This is a genomic window from Fibrobacter sp. UBA2449 (assembly GCF_002342555.1).
Lineage (GTDB): Bacteria > Fibrobacterota > Fibrobacteria > Fibrobacterales > Fibrobacteraceae > Fibrobacter.
In genome coordinates, this window is sequence record NZ_DDQF01000012.1 from 165,764 (window position 1) to 181,865 (window position 16,102).

The 16,102-nt window shown below is 56.7% G+C and carries 13 protein-coding genes and 1 riboswitch; of the genes, 10 read left to right on the plus strand and 3 right to left on the minus strand.

Annotation, left to right across the window (positions count from 1 at the left end):
- Window positions 1-13: 13 nt before the first annotated feature.
- The gene (locus tag B4B27_RS08395) at window positions 14-607 is read right to left on the minus strand and encodes a zinc-ribbon domain-containing protein (RefSeq protein ID WP_290725577.1); all 594 of its coding nucleotides are present in this window, start codon (window positions 605-607) and stop codon (window positions 14-16) included.
- A 226-nt stretch (window positions 608-833) separates the two neighbouring features.
- Window positions 834-1,961, minus strand: coding sequence for a sigma-54 interaction domain-containing protein (locus B4B27_RS08400; RefSeq protein WP_290725579.1), 1,128 nt, complete (start codon window positions 1,959-1,961; stop codon window positions 834-836).
- Window positions 1,962-2,148: 187 nt separating this feature from the next.
- On the opposite strand from B4B27_RS08400, the gene B4B27_RS08405 reads away from it, so the two are divergent.
- Window positions 2,149-4,266: a glutamine synthetase III gene (locus B4B27_RS08405; protein WP_290725581.1), complete on the plus strand. Its 2,118-nt coding sequence runs from the start codon at window positions 2,149-2,151 to the stop codon at window positions 4,264-4,266.
- Between the two features lie 46 nt (window positions 4,267-4,312).
- A complete protein-coding gene (locus tag B4B27_RS08410) occupies window positions 4,313-5,740 on the plus strand; it encodes a DEAD/DEAH box helicase (protein ID WP_290725583.1) in 1,428 nt (475 codons plus the stop codon).
- Here the strand turns inward: B4B27_RS08410 and B4B27_RS08415 are convergent.
- The gene (locus B4B27_RS08415; RefSeq protein ID WP_290725585.1) at window positions 5,722-6,738 is read right to left on the minus strand and encodes a Fic family protein; all 1,017 of its coding nucleotides are present in this window, start codon (window positions 6,736-6,738) and stop codon (window positions 5,722-5,724) included. The two genes, B4B27_RS08410 and B4B27_RS08415, sit on opposite strands and share 19 nt — an antisense overlap.
- A 107-nt stretch (window positions 6,739-6,845) precedes the next feature.
- Window positions 6,846-7,037, plus strand: a riboswitch (cobalamin riboswitch).
- Between the two features lie 5 nt (window positions 7,038-7,042).
- On the opposite strand from B4B27_RS08415, the gene B4B27_RS08420 reads away from it, so the two are divergent.
- From B4B27_RS08420 to B4B27_RS08455, 8 genes are all read left to right on the plus strand, one after another.
- Window positions 7,043-9,097: a TonB-dependent receptor gene (locus B4B27_RS08420; RefSeq protein ID WP_290725587.1), complete on the plus strand. Its 2,055-nt coding sequence runs from the start codon at window positions 7,043-7,045 to the stop codon at window positions 9,095-9,097.
- Window positions 9,098-9,164: 67 nt separating this feature from the next.
- On the plus strand, window positions 9,165-10,655 hold the full coding sequence (locus B4B27_RS08425) for a YncE family protein (RefSeq protein WP_290725589.1): 1,491 nt from the start codon (window positions 9,165-9,167) through the stop codon (window positions 10,653-10,655).
- 142 nt (window positions 10,656-10,797) lie between these two features.
- Entirely contained in the window at window positions 10,798-11,643 is an 846-nt protein-coding gene (locus B4B27_RS08430) for a DUF3450 family protein (protein ID WP_290725593.1), read from the plus strand.
- Complete coding sequence (locus B4B27_RS08435) at window positions 11,640-13,163, plus strand: MotA/TolQ/ExbB proton channel family protein (protein WP_290725595.1); 1,524 nt, start codon at window positions 11,640-11,642, stop codon at window positions 13,161-13,163. Before B4B27_RS08430 ends, B4B27_RS08435 begins: the two co-directional genes overlap by 4 nt.
- Before the next feature lie 10 nt (window positions 13,164-13,173).
- Window positions 13,174-13,857, plus strand: a complete 684-nt coding sequence (locus tag B4B27_RS08440; RefSeq protein WP_290725597.1) for a MotA/TolQ/ExbB proton channel family protein — start codon at window positions 13,174-13,176, stop codon at window positions 13,855-13,857.
- Between the two features lie 57 nt (window positions 13,858-13,914).
- Window positions 13,915-14,319, plus strand: a complete 405-nt coding sequence (locus B4B27_RS08445; RefSeq protein WP_072798016.1) for an ExbD/TolR family protein — start codon at window positions 13,915-13,917, stop codon at window positions 14,317-14,319.
- Window positions 14,320-14,385: 66 nt separating this feature from the next.
- Complete coding sequence (locus tag B4B27_RS08450; RefSeq protein WP_290725605.1) at window positions 14,386-15,033, plus strand: energy transducer TonB; 648 nt, start codon at window positions 14,386-14,388, stop codon at window positions 15,031-15,033.
- Between the two features lie 13 nt (window positions 15,034-15,046).
- Window positions 15,047-16,090, plus strand: a complete 1,044-nt coding sequence (locus B4B27_RS08455) for a tetratricopeptide repeat protein (protein WP_290725608.1) — start codon at window positions 15,047-15,049, stop codon at window positions 16,088-16,090.
- Window positions 16,091-16,102 lie beyond the last annotated feature (12 nt).

Here is a 16,102-nt window from a genome sequence, read left to right on the forward strand (position 1 = left end):
CTGGAACTCATTGTTACTTTTTGAATATTTTTTTTATCAGTAGAATTATCTCTAAGGCGTTTAGAAGGGTGCCGAGAACAAACAAAACCAACAAGATTATGGCTCCAGATGCTGGAGTCGCATCGGGAGAACGCGTTAGAAAAAACATAAAATTGATGCTTCCGTGAATAATAAATATTAGATCCGCCGTGCAAATTATTCCAGCTAGAGCAGCAAGCTCTGTGTTGCAATAGCTTAGCGCTGCTGCTCCTCCTATTATATAGGCGAATGCAATCATTGCTTTGTTGAGCATGGAAAAGTCGTTTACATCTCTGCTAGCGTTTTTTACGGATTCCATTAAATCATTTAGCGAAAAACTTAAATGATCTCCAAGCGCAATAAAAGGCAAACAGTAAATAACTGGCAGTGCTAAAAGAAAGATCACGCCCCTTAATCGGAATAGAATTCTTGTTTGGGTCGGCACCTCCTTTAACCAGGATTCGTCATCAGATTCTTCTTGGACGGAAATGTCTTCCTTTGAATCCATATCGAAATGCACTGCGGTTCCGCAATGTTCGCAAAATTTAGCTTTGTTTTTTATTTTTTTCCCGCATTTTTGACAAAACATAGTTCCACCATTGGTTGGCTGAATGTTGCTTTTGTAGAAAAAGACCTTTTAGAAAAATAATATAAAACGGACGGGATGTATATTTTTTTTTTCATTCGAGTGAATTTTTTGTCAAAGTTCCCAAAAATTACTTTTTTCGAGGAATGCAACGCTTTTCCATGCACGTTATCAAAAAAAGACAGGATGCCGATTCTTGATGCACTTCGACCTGATGTCTTTGCGGATTCTATAGTCCGAACTTCTTCACCTTGTAGTGCATCATGCGGGGGCTCACGGAAATGTCGCGGCCGGCGGCGCTCAGGTTCCCGTTGTTGCGGCGGAGCGCCTCGGTGAGGATTTCCTTCTCGTAGCTTTCGAGCAGTGCCGTAAGCGACGCGGTGCCTTCGGGGATAAGCGCCGTGCCGCTCGTGATGTCGGTCTGGAGCGTGGGCGGCAGGTCGTAGGCGTTGATGGCGACGTCGGTCGTGGCGAGGCAGGCGTGCTCGATGCAGTTCTCGAGTTCGCGCACGTTGCCCGGCCAGTGGTAGCTCATGAGCATGTCGATGGCGGGGGTGCTGAGTCGCGCGATGTTCTTGCCGTACTTGAGGTTCATCTTCTCGATAAAGTGGTCGGCGAGCAAGAGGATGTCGGTCTTTCTCTGCGAGAGGTCGGGCAAGTTTATCTGGAATATGTTGAGGCGGTAGTAGAGGTCTTCGCGGAAAAGCCCCTGCTGCACGAGGGTCTCGAGGTTCTTGCCGGTGCTTGCGACGATGCGGATGTCGGAACGCTGCTCGATGTTGCTCCCGAGCCTCTTGAAGGTTCGCCCCTGCATGAATTCCAGGAGCCGCGCCTGGCTTGCGGGGGAGAGTTCCGCGACTTCATCTAGGAATAGCGTGCCACCGCTTGCCTGCTCGGCCTTGCCGATGTGCCTGCTGGTGGCGCCGGTGAACGCGCCGCGCTCGTAGCCGAACAGTTCCGCCTCGAACGCGCTGGTGGTGTTGCCTTCGAGCGTGTCGCAGTTGAGGATGGTGAACGGCCTTGCCTTGCGGTCGGAAAGTTCGTGGATATAGCGGGCCACGTGTTCCTTGCCGGTGCCCGCGCCGCCGCGGACGAGAACGACGCCTTCGGTGTGGGCGATGTGCCTTGCCTGCCGCGCGACCTCCTGCATTTCGCGGGTGTTGCCGATGATGTCGCCCGCGCGGCCTTCCACGATGCCGCGGATTTTTTCGCATTCCGCCTCGTGTGCGGCGCGCAGGTCGGCGAATGCCTTGTCGAGAACGTCGTGGATGTGCGCGGAAAGGGCCCGCGCGGAGCGTCCGTGCAGTTCACGCTTGATTTTTTCGAGGGCTTCCTTTTCGATGCGTTCGGTTTCCATGCCTAAAATATACGTTGTTTCCACGGGTTTGTCGCCGGTTTTCTTGTTTGTGCTTTACAAAAACGTAATAAAATTGTCTAATTTTACAAAAGTGTAATAAAACGGGGCTGAAAAAGGCGAAAAATTCCGTGCAATGCGTGCCCGCTCTTTCTAATTTTGCCGCGTAATAAAGAAAAGGAACGTGAAAATGTCCACTACGCGTACAAAAACCATCTACGATATCGCGACCGCCACCCCGGCACCCGTGAAACCCGCCGAACCCGTCAATGTCGATTTTTACGGCGAGGACGTGTTCAATGCCGAAGCCATGCGCAGCTACCTCCCGAAGGATATCTGCGAAAAGCTCCTGGCGACCATCGACGAGGGAGCCCCCCTCGATCCGAATATCGCGGGCGATGTCGCGCACGCCATGAAGAAGTGGGCGATGGACCGCGGTGCCACGCACTTTACGCACTGGTTCCAGCCGCTCACCGGCTCCACCGCCGAAAAACACGATTCCTTCCTGGAACCGAGCGGCTGCAAGGCCATCATGGTACTGAGCGGCAAGAACCTCATCGTCGGCGAACCGGATGCTTCGAGTTTCCCGAGCGGCGGCCTTCGCTCTACGTTCGAGGCCCGCGGCTACACCGCCTGGGACCCGACCAGCCCCGCGTTCATCAAGCGCCACGGCAACGGTGCCACGCTCTGCATCCCGACTGCGTTCTGTAGCTACACCGGCGAGGCGCTCGACAAGAAGACCCCGCTTCTCCGTAGCCTCCAGGCGCTTTCCAAGTCCACCCGCCGCCTCATGACCTGCTTCAAGGCGGGCCCCAAGAAGACGACCGTCACGCTCGGTGCCGAACAGGAATACTTCCTCATCGACAAGCGCTTCTACCTGCAGCGCCCCGACCTCTACCAGTCCGGCCGCACCATCTTCGGCGCCACTCCCGCGAAGCACCAGCAGATGAACGACCACTACTTCGGGAGCATCCCGAGCCGTATCCTGAACTTCATGAACGACGTGGAGAAGGAACTCTGGAGGCTCGGCATTCCGGCGAAGACTCGCCACAACGAAGTCGCTCCCGCGCAGTTTGAACTCGCCCCGATTTTCGAGGAAGTGAACCTTGCGTGCGACCACAACATGCTCATCATGGAAACGCTCCGCAATGTGGCCGACCGCTACGGGTTAGTTTGTCTGTTGCACGAGAAGCCGTTCGCTGGCGTGAACGGTTCGGGCAAGCACAACAACTGGAGTCTTTCTTACGGCAAGGGAAACCTCCTGAACCCGGGCAAGGACCCGCACCAGAACGCCGTGTTCCTCACCGCGATCTGTGCCATTATCTACGCAGTGGATACGCACGCCGACCTGCTCCGCATGACCTGCGCGGGTGCGGGCAACGACCACCGTCTCGGTGCGCACGAGGCTCCTCCGGCGATCATCTCCATCTACCTGGGCGATCAGCTGATGGACGTTATCGACCAGATCGAGCAGGGCTCCGCGAAGTCCAGCAAGCAGGCGGGCGCGATGAAGCTCGGGTCCGACATGCTGCCGCCGCTCCCGCGCGACGCTACCGACCGTAACCGTACATCGCCTTTCGCGTTCACCGGCAACAAGTTCGAGTTCCGCGCGCCGGGTAGTAGCCAGAGCTGCTCCGAACCGAACGTGGTGCTCAACACGATTGTGGCCGAGGCGTTTGACATGATTGCCGAACAGCTCGAAAAGCTCGACGACAAGAACTTCCACACGGGCCTGCAGAAGATTCTGCAGAAGATCGTGAAGGAACACAAGCGCGTGCTCTACAACGGCAACGGCTACACCGACGAATGGGTGAAGGAAGCGGAACGCCGCGGACTCCCGAACATCCGCACTTCGCTCGAGGCCCTCAAGGCGCTCACGAAGGACGAGAATGTGGAACTGTTCGAAAAGTACGGCGTGATGAACCGCCGCGAGATGCTTTCGCGTTACGAGATCAACGTGGAAGACTTCCACAAGCGAATCCACATCGAGGGCGAAGTCGCCCGCGACCTCGCGAAGAACGTGATTCTCCCGAAGGTGGTGGAAGCCTACGAGAAGTCGTTACGTACAAACGAAATGGCCTTGAACCAGGGCTTCCCGGGGCTCGATACCTACGTGAAGTCCATTGGCGAAGGCTGCCGCTCGCTCACCGAATCGATTGCTGCACTTGAAGCATCTCTCGAAGGCGAACACGAGGGAATCATCGCTGCCGTCGCTGGCCTCCGCAAGGTGGTGGACGGCCTCGAGAAGATTGTGCCCGACGAGATGTGGCCCCTGCCTAAATACCGCGAGATGCTTTTCATTTACTAATGAAAAGCATGGCCGAGCGTCGTAAATTTCTATCTTTGGGCGCGCTATGCTATTTTCGGAACTTCCCCTTGCAAATTCCCTGCAGCGCGCGGTGCGCGCTGTCGGTTACGAACAACCCACTCCGATTCAGGAGCGTTCCATCCCGAGCCTGCTCGAAGGACGCGACCTGCTGGGTATTGCCCAGACGGGGACGGGGAAGACGGCGGCGTTCGCGCTCCCGATTCTGCAGCGCCTGCTCGATTCCGGAAAGTTCCGTGCGCCTAAGACCTGCCGCGCGTTGGTTTTACTGCCGACCCGCGAGCTTGCCATTCAGGTGGAGGATTGCTTTAAGCAATATGCGCAGTTTACCGCGATTTCGACGGCGTGCATCTTTGGCGGCGTGAGCGATGCTTCCCAGAAGCGAAACCTTGTCCGCGGTGTAGACGTGCTTGTGGCGACTCCGGGCCGCCTGCTCGATCTGATTGGCCAGAAGGCGGTGTCGCTGAAGGCACTCGAGTTCTTTGTGCTCGATGAGGCCGACCGCATGCTCGACATGGGATTTATCCATGATATCCGCAAGGTGGTGGCGCTGCTCCCGCCTGTGCGCCAGAACCTGTTCTTCAGCGCGACAATGCCCGATGACATCACGAAGCTTGCGGCGACAATCCTGCGCCCGGATCCGGTGCGTGTGGAAGTGGCTCCGCAGAGCACGCCCATCGAACGCATCCGCCAGGAACTTTACCGCATCGACAAGCGCCGCAAGGGGGCCCTGCTGAAGGAACTTTTACTTGCCCATCCCGAGATGACGAAGGTGCTCGTGTTCAGCCGCACCAAGCACGGTGCGGACAAGATAACGCGAGTCCTTGAAAAGGCGGGTGTCAAGTGCGCGGCGATTCACGGGAACAAGAGTCAGAACCGCAGGCAGGAAGCCCTGGGGAACTTCAAGAACGAAAAGATCCGCGTGCTCGTGGCGACTGACATTGCCGCCCGCGGTATCGACGTGGACGACGTTTCGCACGTGTTCAACTACGACTTGCCCGATGTGCCCGAGACGTTCGTTCACCGCATCGGACGTACGGCCCGTGCGGGCAAGGACGGCATCGCGATTTCGTTCTGCGCTCCCGACGAGGAACAGGACTTGCGCGCCATCGAAAAATTGACGCGCATCCGTATCCCGGAAGGCGACTTGTCGATTTACGAGAAACTGCCGCCCCCGCAGAAGGAGACCGCCGAGAGCGAGATGCGCAATGCGCGCGGCCGCATGAACCGCGGGGAAGCGCAGGCCCGCGCCGAGAAGTCCCGCGAGAAACCGCATCAATCTCCGAAGCCCGCTCGCGAAAAGCCTGTGCAGAAGCCTGCTCACGAGAAGCCCGCGCAGCCTAAGGAAACGGAACGTACCGGAGAAAATTCCCGCAGGCATCGCCGTCGCAACCGCCCGGGCAGCCGTGCCCGCAAGCGCATGCGCGAAAACGGCGGCTATTCCACGACGCTGTAGGTCTGGCTGCGTCCGCCCTTCTTGTTTGCAGAAACAAGCCCCTTCTCGATGAGGCTCTGTATTTCGCGTAATGCGGTGTCGTGGCTTGTGCCGAAGAGGGCGGCGACGTCCTTTGCGGTGAAGTTCCTGGGAAGTTTTTCCGTGAGGGCCGAATTCAGGAGCAGCTGCTCCCTTTCGGTTGTCTGCACTCCCGAATGTCTTGCCAGGAATCGAAAGCGCTTGGTCTCGAATTCTATTGCCGATTCGCTTGTCTGTACCGATTCCTCTATTTGTCTCAAGAACCACAGGATCCATTCCGTGAGGTCCCCGTTGCCGCATTGGGCCCTGTTCAGCGTGCGGAAGTATTCTTCGCGGTTCTTGAGGATTTGGCGGTTCAGGGAATAGTGCATGCGTGCGGATTTTTGTGCGCGGCTCAACTGCAGTGCCGTAATGGCGCGCGCGATGCGCCCGTTCGCCCTGTCGAAGGGACGCAGCGTCAGGAACCAGAAGTGCGCGATGGCGGCCTTGATGGTGCCGTCCGTGGAAGAATTTTCGAACCACCGCAGGAAGTTTTCCATTTCGACAGGCAGGCGTTCGGGACCCGGTCCCGTAAAGTGCAGGCCTTCCGTGTCGGACGAGATTTCGCTTACGTTGCTGCGCCATGCCGCCACCCGGTTCCCGACCAGGGAGCCGTACCAGTTGGAGAGGCGATCCTGAGAGAGGGGGACCGTGTAGTTTTCGATGGCGCCGATGTAGTTCTGTACATGGGCGCTGCTTCCCTGGGCGCGGAGCGAAACTTCGGTCCGGATGGTGTCGGCGTCGAGTTCGGTCCCGTCGATGGCAAAATTCGCGACGATGTCCTCGGTGATGAGGTCCGTCTCCAGGTCCTTGGTGCCTGCGAAGGAGAGGAGGCCCGCGAGTCTGCCCTCGCTGAAGCGTGCCCTGCCGAGTGCGTCGAGCACCCGCGCGGAGTCGAACCTGAAGCGCGTCCAGTCGGGAAATTGGTGGATGAACAGCATGCAAATAATATAGTCTATTTTACGCAAATTGTGCGTCGGAAGTTGCTCGGTATGCGTATTCGTTGAAAAGGCGATGCCCTTTTTTTATATTTGGCGAAAAAGTTTCCTGTGCCCTGAAAAGCTCTTGCAGGTGGCCCCGGTTGCCCGCAAGGAGAGAACCCCGTGAAAGCCGGGGGCGGTCGCGCCGCTGTAAGGGAGGACGAAACCGGTATGAACCAATGTGCGAGAAATCGCATGTGAAGGAGCCGGGAGTAGGGTGATCCCCGAGCCAGAAGAACTGCGGGAAACGTGATGTTGAGGAACGATGCGAACGACATCTTTCTGCAAAGCCGCGATGTATGCGGTGTTTTTGTGCTGTGCTTGGGCTAGTGCCCATGCGCAAGTTTCCGTGTCTTCCAAGGAAACCACTGTCGATGAGTCCGCGCCCGTGCAGGATCTGGGCGTTTCGGAGGTCGAATCCTACGCTATCGCCGAGACGGAAAATCCGGGAACGGACTACATGGAGATTACGCCTTCCGCATGGGAGGGCCTCGGCCTTTCGGCTTCCGAAGTCATTTCTTCGCTTTCGGGTATCCAGGGTTACAAGCAGGGCGGCATGGGCAGCTTCCAGACGGTATCCATCCGCGGGATTGCTGCGCGTAACGTGCTGATTTGCATCGACGGCATTCCCCTGAACGATGCGGGTGGCGGTGCTGCCGATCTGGGGGCGATCGACCTCAACAATATCGAGAGGATTGAGGTCTACAAGGACAGGGTCCCGGCGAAGTTCGGCGGTGCGGGTCTCGGTGGCGCGATAAACTTTGTCACGAAGGATGCGCTGCATAGCGGCAAGAACCCGAAGGGGCGCGTCATCGCGAGTTACGGTTCGCACAACACGTTCGAGGGTTCCGTGCAGGTTTCAGCGAGCGTCAAGGACAGCGTGCAGTTCTCCGCGACGGCATCCATGCGCCACAGCGACAACGACTACGAGTTTGACAACCGTAACGGTACGCTCTATAACGATGAGGACGACTTTAAGGACAGGCGCAGGAACGCGGAGTTCACGGAATATTCCGGCAGTTTCCAGTACCGCATGCTCCACGGGAACGGGTTCTTCTCTATTCTGTCTGCAAGCGCGTTGCACACGCAGGCGGGGAACCCGGGCTTGGAGGATCTGCAGACCTACGTGGCGGAATTTACGGGCGACATGATGCAGGTGGCTTACCGCCTGGAATTTCCGACGGTTGCCGACATCTTGCTCCTGACGGCGGGTCTTACCGGCAAGTTCGAGAAGAACATGTCCTCGTCGTATTACCCGCTCGACAAGATAGGGTTCCTCTCGAACGATTTCAGGGAATACGGGCTCGCGGGTTACAGGGCTATTCCCGAGATGTCGGCGAACCTCTTGCTGGACAAGTTCGAGGCTTACCTGCGCCTTGCGGGTAGCGCGGAACTCTGGGAATCGCGCGGTACGCTCAAGAAGTTTGAACTGGAACGCCTCGCGGGTTCGATTGCGGGCAATGCGGAATACAACTTTACGGACTGGTTCTCGCTGTTTGCCGAAGGCAACATCCTGAAGACGTACGACAATATCGGTGGTGGCCAGGTGCTGATGACTACGGGCTCTGCGGTGGTGGACGAGGCGACGGATCGTGACCTGAGCCTTGCGGGAATGGTGCAGGCGAAACTCGGGAAGAAGGATTCCTGGATCGGCGGCAACGTCTCGTTCGGGCGCTTCTACAGGCAGCCGCAGCTGATGGAACTCTACGGCGTGTATCCGGGAACCCTTTCTAGCCCCACGCTCAAGGATGAATCGGCCTTGCGTTTTGCGGCAGGCCTTTCGTTTGCTACCCCGAAGAACCGTTCGGTATTGCGTGCCACCTATTTCGAGAACCATGTCGAGAACGGTATATACTGGATTACGAGTACCAACTTGATGAAGGCTTTCAATGTCGACAAGTCGCTTATCCGCGGGGTGGAACTCGAACTGGAAAGCCGTCCGGCGAAATTTTTCCAGACCGTGCTGCGCGGGACTATCCAGGACCCGCGCGATGACGGCGCGAACAGGGCCTACAATGGAAAATTGCTGCCGGGTGAACCCGTGCACAGTTACTTTGTCGAGGGTACGTTCTTCTTGCCGCTCAATTTGAGGGCCATTTTCCAGACGACTTACAGGACGCGAATTTTCAGTGACCGCATGAATTTCACGAGGCAGCCCCCGGTTGCCCGCTACAACGCTTCGCTCGCATGGCAACCGTGGGAAAAGACGCAGGTTATATTCGTGGTAGACAACATTTCGGATGAGACGTATCGCAATATTTATACGCCCTTCCCGGCGCCCGGTCGAGAATACAGGTTTACACTCATACAGGGGTTCTAGCCCCCGCGCATTACCGAGTACATAGGGTTATGACAAAGTAATTGCGTAAAGCCAGAAAGGACAAACCATGAACAAGAAAATACTCACATTACTTGCTTCAATGTCGCTTGCGTTCTTCATGAGCGCTTGCGGTGACGACAACAGCTCGAGCACCGGCGTGGATTGCCTCGAGAACGAAAACTGTCTGGACGATGATCTCAGCAGCGCTTCCGACGACGAGAGCTCCAGCTCCGTGAAGGGGAAGTCTTCCAGTTCTTCGAAGGCCAAGTCGAGCAGCTCTGTCAAGAAAGACGAAAAGTCTAGCTCGAGCGAAAAGGACGCCAAGTCCAGCTCCAGCAAGAAGGATGAAAAGTCCAGCAGTTCCGCGAAGAAGGACGATAAGTCTAGCTCCAGCACGAAGGACGACAAGTCCAGTTCCAGCGAAAAGGTTGAATCTAGCTCCTCCGAAGCTGAAAGCAGTTCTTCCGAAGAACCGGAATCTAGTAGCTCCGTGGAACTGAAGGTGACCTTCCTTTCTGAAACGCCGAACGCCGCTGACCTCGAAGTTTCCGGTGACACGCTGTTCGCCGTGTTCCAGCGCTATGTTCCGGTTACTGGCGGTGCAGATTTCAAGGAACCGGGCCTTCTCGCCATGTATAAGTTGAGCGATGGAACCCTTCTTGATACGATTCCGCTTCTGACCAAGAACCCGATGGCTGTCAAGGTCGTGAAGGGTAATGTGTACGTGGGTACTCAGGGAGAATACAATCCTGTTACATGGGGTATTGATGCCGATGATAACCGCGGTATCGAAAAAATCGACCTGAAGAACAAAAAGTCTGAACTTTGGGTAAGCGGCGCGGAACTCGGTGGTGGCGTGAATCTCATGGAAGTGAATGCTAAGGAAGGCAAGGCCTATGTCGCTGTTTACAGGGCTTATGGTGATGTCTTTGTTGTAGAAGTTGATTTGGCGAGCAAGTCTGTGAAGAGCGTTGGTAAGGAGGTTGATGCGACTGGCGGATTGTTCTTTGATGCCGATAAAAACCTCCTTTACATTGGTGACCGTGGCGTCGTGAATTGGACAACCCTTGACGCGAGTGACATGGGTGTTCGCGCCTATGATGGAACGACGTTTACCTCGTTGACATCTGAAGAACCCTATGAGTTCCTCTATCAGCCTTACAGTATTGCCGTCGCAGGTGGAGAACTGTTCGTCTATGTTTCGGACTATAGCTCTGGTGCCCTGTACTGGTTTGAAGAAGGTGAATTCAATGATGAAGATCGCATTCAGTTCTCTGCCGACGCTGTCATTAGAAATGTGAATGGCAAGCTGATAGTGCTGGACCGTGGCGACAAGGGTAGCATTGCTGAAGTGAACGCTAGCGCCAAGACGGTTGCCTGGCAGGCCGCTCTTAACAAGGACAATCCCTATGATATCGTGGCTATCGACAACAGCACTGCATGGGTTGCCATGTATGACGTTGGCGAAATCCGCAAGATTTCTCTTGGTGACGGTTCCACCATTTCGAGCATCGACACGAAGGAATTCAGCGCCAAGAAAGTCGAAGTCGTGGAGTAATTTGTAAAAAAATTAAGTCCGGCAAATCGGTCAATAACCCTGCAGGCTGTCCTGTGGGGTATTTTTTCTATTGCGGTGACACTTTTGGCGGGTTCAAGTGTTATAATAATGTAATTTTGATATCTAATTCATTTGGAAAGTTATGAAAAGATTGAAATTCTTGCCCCTCGTGCATTTGGTGCTCATGGTGCTGCTTGTTTCGGGCCCGGCCCTTGCCGACCGCGCTTCCGAAATTCAGGACCTGAAGCTCGAGAAGGAAAAACTGAATTCCGAAATCCAGAAGCTGAATCGCCAGATCTCGGCGACGGATTCGATGCTCAAGGCGGACGATTCCCGCTACAGGACACTGCAACAGCGCTACAAGGCCGATACGGAACGCCGCCGTGCCGAAATCGACAGCCTGAACGTGAAGATAAAGGCGGTTGCGGGCGAACTCCAGACGGAACGCAACAAGCAGGCCCGCGCGAAGAATCGCACGGACAACGTGGCCGCAAAACGCAAGGCGCTACGCGCTGAACTTGCGGGCATCAGCAAGAGGCTCGAGTCACAGGTGGCGCAGACGGTGCCCTGGGAACTCGAAAGCAGGCTCGACCGCGTAAAATCCCTTACCCGCGATATCGAGAGCGGGAACGCGAGCGAGGAGGAAGGCTTTTCGCGTCTCAAGTCGCTCATTGCCGAAGAGACGAAGTTCGGTGACGAGGTGGCGATTATCAACAGTCCGCTCACCCGCAAGAACGGCGAACTCATCAACGCCTCGATTCTGCGTATCGGGAACCAGTGGATGGTCTACAGCGATGACAACGGCACGGTTTTCGGTGCGCTGGTGCGTAAGGTCGTGGACGGGAAAGTCGCATACGAATGGAACGAGGAATTGAACCTGGAAGAACGCGCGGCGGTGAAGCTCGCGCTCGACGTGAAGCAGGCGAAGAAGCCTCCCCAGATTGTGAAGTTGCCCGTAAGCCTCTCTATCGTGGGAGGTGAAAAATGAAGAAGATAATCGCAGTCCTCCTGTGTGCCACATCTGCATTCGCTTGGCCGTGGTCTTCGGGCGAAAAGAAGTCTACCGCCGAGGACCAGGCGCGCATCAAGGATTCCCTGCAGATGGAAGAGGTGCGCAGCTTGCAGCGCGAGGTGGAGGCGCTTACCCGCATTCGCCTGCAGAAGGCGGACTCGCTCGAGAAACTCGAGGCGGAACACTGGCGCAAGCGCTATGCCGAATCTCAGTTGACCGAGGAGCACCAGGCGGCATCGCGTGAACTTGACGGCCGTTATTCCAAGCTCTCGACGGATCTTGGCCGCGTGAACGAGGAGGTCATGGCGAGCAGGAACATGACGGGAGATGCCGAGGAGAAGGCGCAGGCCGACGAGTCGGCGTACGATGCGCTCAACACGCAGGTGAAGCTTTCGATTGACAAGACGCTCGGTGACGTGATGGGCGATTACCCGGTGGGCATGAACGGCCGTCTGCTCAGGTTGCGCCAGGCATCTGACGAGGCCGACAAGAAGGTGCCGAATACGGTCGGCGCGGTGCAGAATTTTATGAACGACCTGCTGCTGCGTCACGAACTGACCTACACGCAGTTCTACGGGCGCGAGACTTCGCAGGTGGGCAACCGCCCCGACGTGAACGTGAACCGCTTGCGCCTGGGTACGGTCTTTTTGGGCGAGGTCGCGCAGGATAACGGCGAGGTGCAGGCGCTGCTCCGCTCGGGTGCGCTGCAGGGCAAGATATTCGAATGGAACGCGACGCTCCCTCCGGAGATGGCCGCGAATATAAAGCAGGCCGTATCGCAGGCCTCGGGGGCTTCCGAAGTTGTCACGATCCCGCTGGATGTATTGCAGAACAAGGCGGTCAAGAACGCGATTACCGACACGAAGGAACTTTCCTGGCGCGAGGAATTCCAGGCGTTCTTCAGGAAGGGCGGCATCGTGATGTACCCGCTCATGCTGGTGGCGATTTTCGCGTTGCTGCTTTGCCTGGAACGCTTCCTGGTGCTCAGCTACCGCGGGCATCTGAGCCGCAGGTTCAACCGCAAGCTCGACGCCCTCGTGAAGGAGAACCGCTACGAGGATGCGGCTGGTCTCTGCCTCAAGAAGGAAACGAGCCTCTCGATGGTGCTATTTGCGGTGTTAAACCGCGCCCGCGACAAACGCGAGGATGCGGAACGCGCCCTGCAGGAGGCATTGCTCCGGGAGCAGCCGAAACTGGAACGCCGCATGGGGCTCCTTGCCGCGATGGGCTCGATTGCCCCGCTGCTCGGCCTGCTCGGTACGGTTACGGGTATCATCACGCTGTTCACGGTGATTACCGAGGTGGGCACGAACGACGCGCGCGTGCTTGCGGGTGGCATTTCGGAGGCTCTCGTGACTACGGAAACGGGCCTCGTGATTGCAATCCCCGTGATGATATTGCATGGCCTCCTGAGCGAAAAAATCGAGAAGGTCACAAGCGAGATGTACGTGCAGAGCACCGCACTCCTGAACCGCATTTTCGGGAAGAAAGAATAAGTTCCGCGCCATGACTAACACCCACTACATACTCATCGAGTCGCTCGAGAATACGTACCATGCTGGTGGCGTGGTGATGCTCCCGATTCTCCTGGCGGGTGTCGTGGGTTTCTACTACCTGTTTTCGAGCTGGTTCCGCATCGGAAGCGACTTTTTCCGCACCGACATCCACAAGGTCATCAAGCGCATGCGCGTGGACCTGAACGGCGGAATCGAGGAAGACGAGAAGAATGCGGAACCGCCCAGCGTGAAGAAGGCCCTCCGCAGGCTGCGCAAGCGTGGCGGGCTCCTCTCGCGGGAACTCTGCTATGCGATTGACGTCGCGAGCACCAATCCCGAGGGCTTCCGCGACTACATGCAGGTGCGCATGATGAAGACGGTGCGCTACATGGAGCAGGGAAACCACATCATATCCGTGATGGCGTCTGCGGCGCCGTTGCTGGGCCTGCTCGGTACGGTGACGGGAATGGTTTCTACCTTCGAGGTGATTACGTTGTACGGGAACCAGAACCCGGTGCTCATGGCCGACGGTATCTCGGAGGCTCTGATATCTACGCAGAGCGGGCTCCTGGTGGCGTTCCCGCTCACGCTCCTGAAACAGCGCCTGGACGAGCGCGTAGAAATGCTGTGCCAGAAGATGGAACTCGGCGCGACCGTTATTGAGAATTATTTTGTAGAGAGGAAGTGCCCGTGATTCGTCATTGCGAGGCTTCGAAAGAAGCCGTGGCAATCTAGGAATGAAGGATTTATTATGGAATTCAACTTGCCGAGAAGAAAGCAGAAGGATATGGGCATCGAGATGGGCCCGCTGATGGACATCGTGTTCATCCTCCTCATCTTTTTCGTGGTCACTTCCTCGTTTACCCGCGAGACGGGCGTGGACGTGACGAAGCCTCAGGCACAGTCTGCAAGCCAGCTCGAGAAGGAAAACCTCTTGATTGCGATTACGCGCGAAGGGACAATCCACATGAACGAGCGGCAGGTGGATCTCGCGAGCCTGCAGGATATCTTGAAGCAGTCGCTCGCGAAGGCGCCCGACCGCGAGGCCGTAGTGATTGCGGATAAGGGTGCCGAGACGGGCGTGCTCGTGCAGGTAATCGACATGTGCAACCTGGCCGGAGTGAAGAAGGTCTCCATCGCGGCGCAGGCGGAGTGACGCAAAGCGTCATCCTGAGCGCATTGCGTGGCACGAAGTTGCAGGAGCTGTATCTAGGAATTTGTGATGTTGAAGTTCTTTAAGAAATTGTTGAAGCGTTTTGCTATCCTCATCGCGGCAATCCTCGCGAGCTGTGCGCTCGTGTTCTCTGTGACGATGGCGAACCTCTTCTTGACGGGCAAGGTGTTTCACGAGAAGAAGTACAACAAGACAGAAATTGCCGTGAAGAAGGTGGAAGAAGTCGAGAAGAAGGTCGAGAAGAAAAAGCCCGCGCGCAAGCCCGACCGCCAGAAGTCCAATTCGCGTTCCCCGAAGGCGGGGCCGCGTTTCGCGATGAATCTCGGGACGGCATCGGGTAACGCCGGCGCCGCCGTGAGCGAGGACATGGTGGCCGATTTCCGCGGCGGGGCGCTTTCGACCGAAAAGGGCGACGTGGACAAGAAACCCGAAAGCAGGGCGTATCCGAACTTTCAGGTGCCCCCGCAGATCCGTGACCGCGAAATCGATGCGATGCTGCGGCTCAGTTTCTGTGTGGACGTGAACGGCAAGGCTTACGATATCAAGGTGCTGGAGGAATCTCCCTCAGGTTCCGGGCTCGCCGCCGCCGGCCGAGAGGCGCTATCGCGTATGACGTTCGCGCCTGCCGAAAAGGCGGGCAAGGCGGTACCCTTCTGCGGCATGGAACAGCCTTTCGAAGTGAAATTTAGGGACTAGGGAGAAGCGTACTATGAATAAATTAACTTGCGCAGTTTTCTCCCTGGTTGCATCCGCGTTTATCGCGACGTCCTCCTTCGCGGCGCAATCCGCATACGACCTGATGGAACGCGCGAACGCCCTCTACCGCGATGGCAAATTCAAGCAGGCCATCATGCTCTACCGCAAGGCGGAATCCCGAGGTGCGGACCCCGTCGCCACCAGTTTCAACATTGCGAACAGCTACTACCAGCAAAACGACCTGCCGAATGCCGCCGCCACGTACCGCAAGGCTATCGACTTCTCGAACGGGGCGTTTTCCCCTGCGCTTTTCAACATGGCGAGCGTGTACTTTAGGCTCAAGCAGTACCCGGAATGCGTGGCGGCGTACCACAGGGCGTTGAAACTGGAGCCCGAAAACGTTTCGGGCTGGCTTTACCTCGGCGAAGCCTACGGTAAAACCGGCGACGCGGTCGGCGCGCTGCGTGCCATCGAGAAGGCCTACCAGCTCGACAAGGAAGACATAAGCATCGTCTACCAGCTTTCAGAGGCGAACATCGCGCTGAACGATTTCGAGCGCGCCGTAGCCGTTATCCGCGAGGGCTACGCCGCGCACCCCGACGAAGTCGATTTTCTCGTGTATCTCGGCGACGTGTACCGCCTGAACAAGCAGTTCGAAGAAAGTGCCGCCGCTTATCGCGAAGCACTGGGCGTCCGCCCTGACGATACCGCTACCATGTACAAACTAGCAGACGTCCTCGCCGAAGACAACAAGCCGTTTATCGCGATGGACGTGCTCAACAACCTGGTACAAATCAAGCCGGATTTCAGCGATGCCGCCATATTCCTCGGGAATCTCGCTTACGACGCGAAGTTCCTTGACCGCGCCGAATCCGCATACGAACTTGCGGCAAAACAGGGCAACGCGGAATCTGTCTACGGGTTCAAGAACATGGCCTACGACGCCCATGCCGAAAAGCGTGACGACGAGGCGCTCCGCCTGCTGAAAGTCGCACAGAAGTACTTCCCCGACGATATTACCGTGCAGGCGGACATCCTGGAATTCGAGAAGAACTAAAAAGTCCGGCGA

Coding starts and splice junctions, on each gene's coding strand:
- B4B27_RS08395 (WP_290725577.1), bottom strand. CDS start 607: ATGTTTTGTCAAAAATGCGGGAAAAAAATAAAAAACAAAGCTAAATTT.
- B4B27_RS08400 (WP_290725579.1), bottom strand. CDS start 1,961: ATGGAAACCGAACGCATCGAAAAGGAAGCCCTCGAAAAAATCAAGCGT.
- B4B27_RS08405 (WP_290725581.1), top strand. CDS start 2,149: ATGTCCACTACGCGTACAAAAACCATCTACGATATCGCGACCGCCACC.
- B4B27_RS08410 (WP_290725583.1), top strand. CDS start 4,313: ATGCTATTTTCGGAACTTCCCCTTGCAAATTCCCTGCAGCGCGCGGTG.
- B4B27_RS08415 (WP_290725585.1), bottom strand. CDS start 6,738: ATGCTGTTCATCCACCAATTTCCCGACTGGACGCGCTTCAGGTTCGAC.
- B4B27_RS08420 (WP_290725587.1), top strand. CDS start 7,043: ATGCGAACGACATCTTTCTGCAAAGCCGCGATGTATGCGGTGTTTTTG.
- B4B27_RS08425 (WP_290725589.1), top strand. CDS start 9,165: ATGAACAAGAAAATACTCACATTACTTGCTTCAATGTCGCTTGCGTTC.
- B4B27_RS08430 (WP_290725593.1), top strand. CDS start 10,798: ATGAAAAGATTGAAATTCTTGCCCCTCGTGCATTTGGTGCTCATGGTG.
- B4B27_RS08435 (WP_290725595.1), top strand. CDS start 11,640: ATGAAGAAGATAATCGCAGTCCTCCTGTGTGCCACATCTGCATTCGCT.
- B4B27_RS08440 (WP_290725597.1), top strand. CDS start 13,174: ATGACTAACACCCACTACATACTCATCGAGTCGCTCGAGAATACGTAC.
- B4B27_RS08445 (WP_072798016.1), top strand. CDS start 13,915: ATGGAATTCAACTTGCCGAGAAGAAAGCAGAAGGATATGGGCATCGAG.
- B4B27_RS08450 (WP_290725605.1), top strand. CDS start 14,386: ATGTTGAAGTTCTTTAAGAAATTGTTGAAGCGTTTTGCTATCCTCATC.
- B4B27_RS08455 (WP_290725608.1), top strand. CDS start 15,047: ATGAATAAATTAACTTGCGCAGTTTTCTCCCTGGTTGCATCCGCGTTT.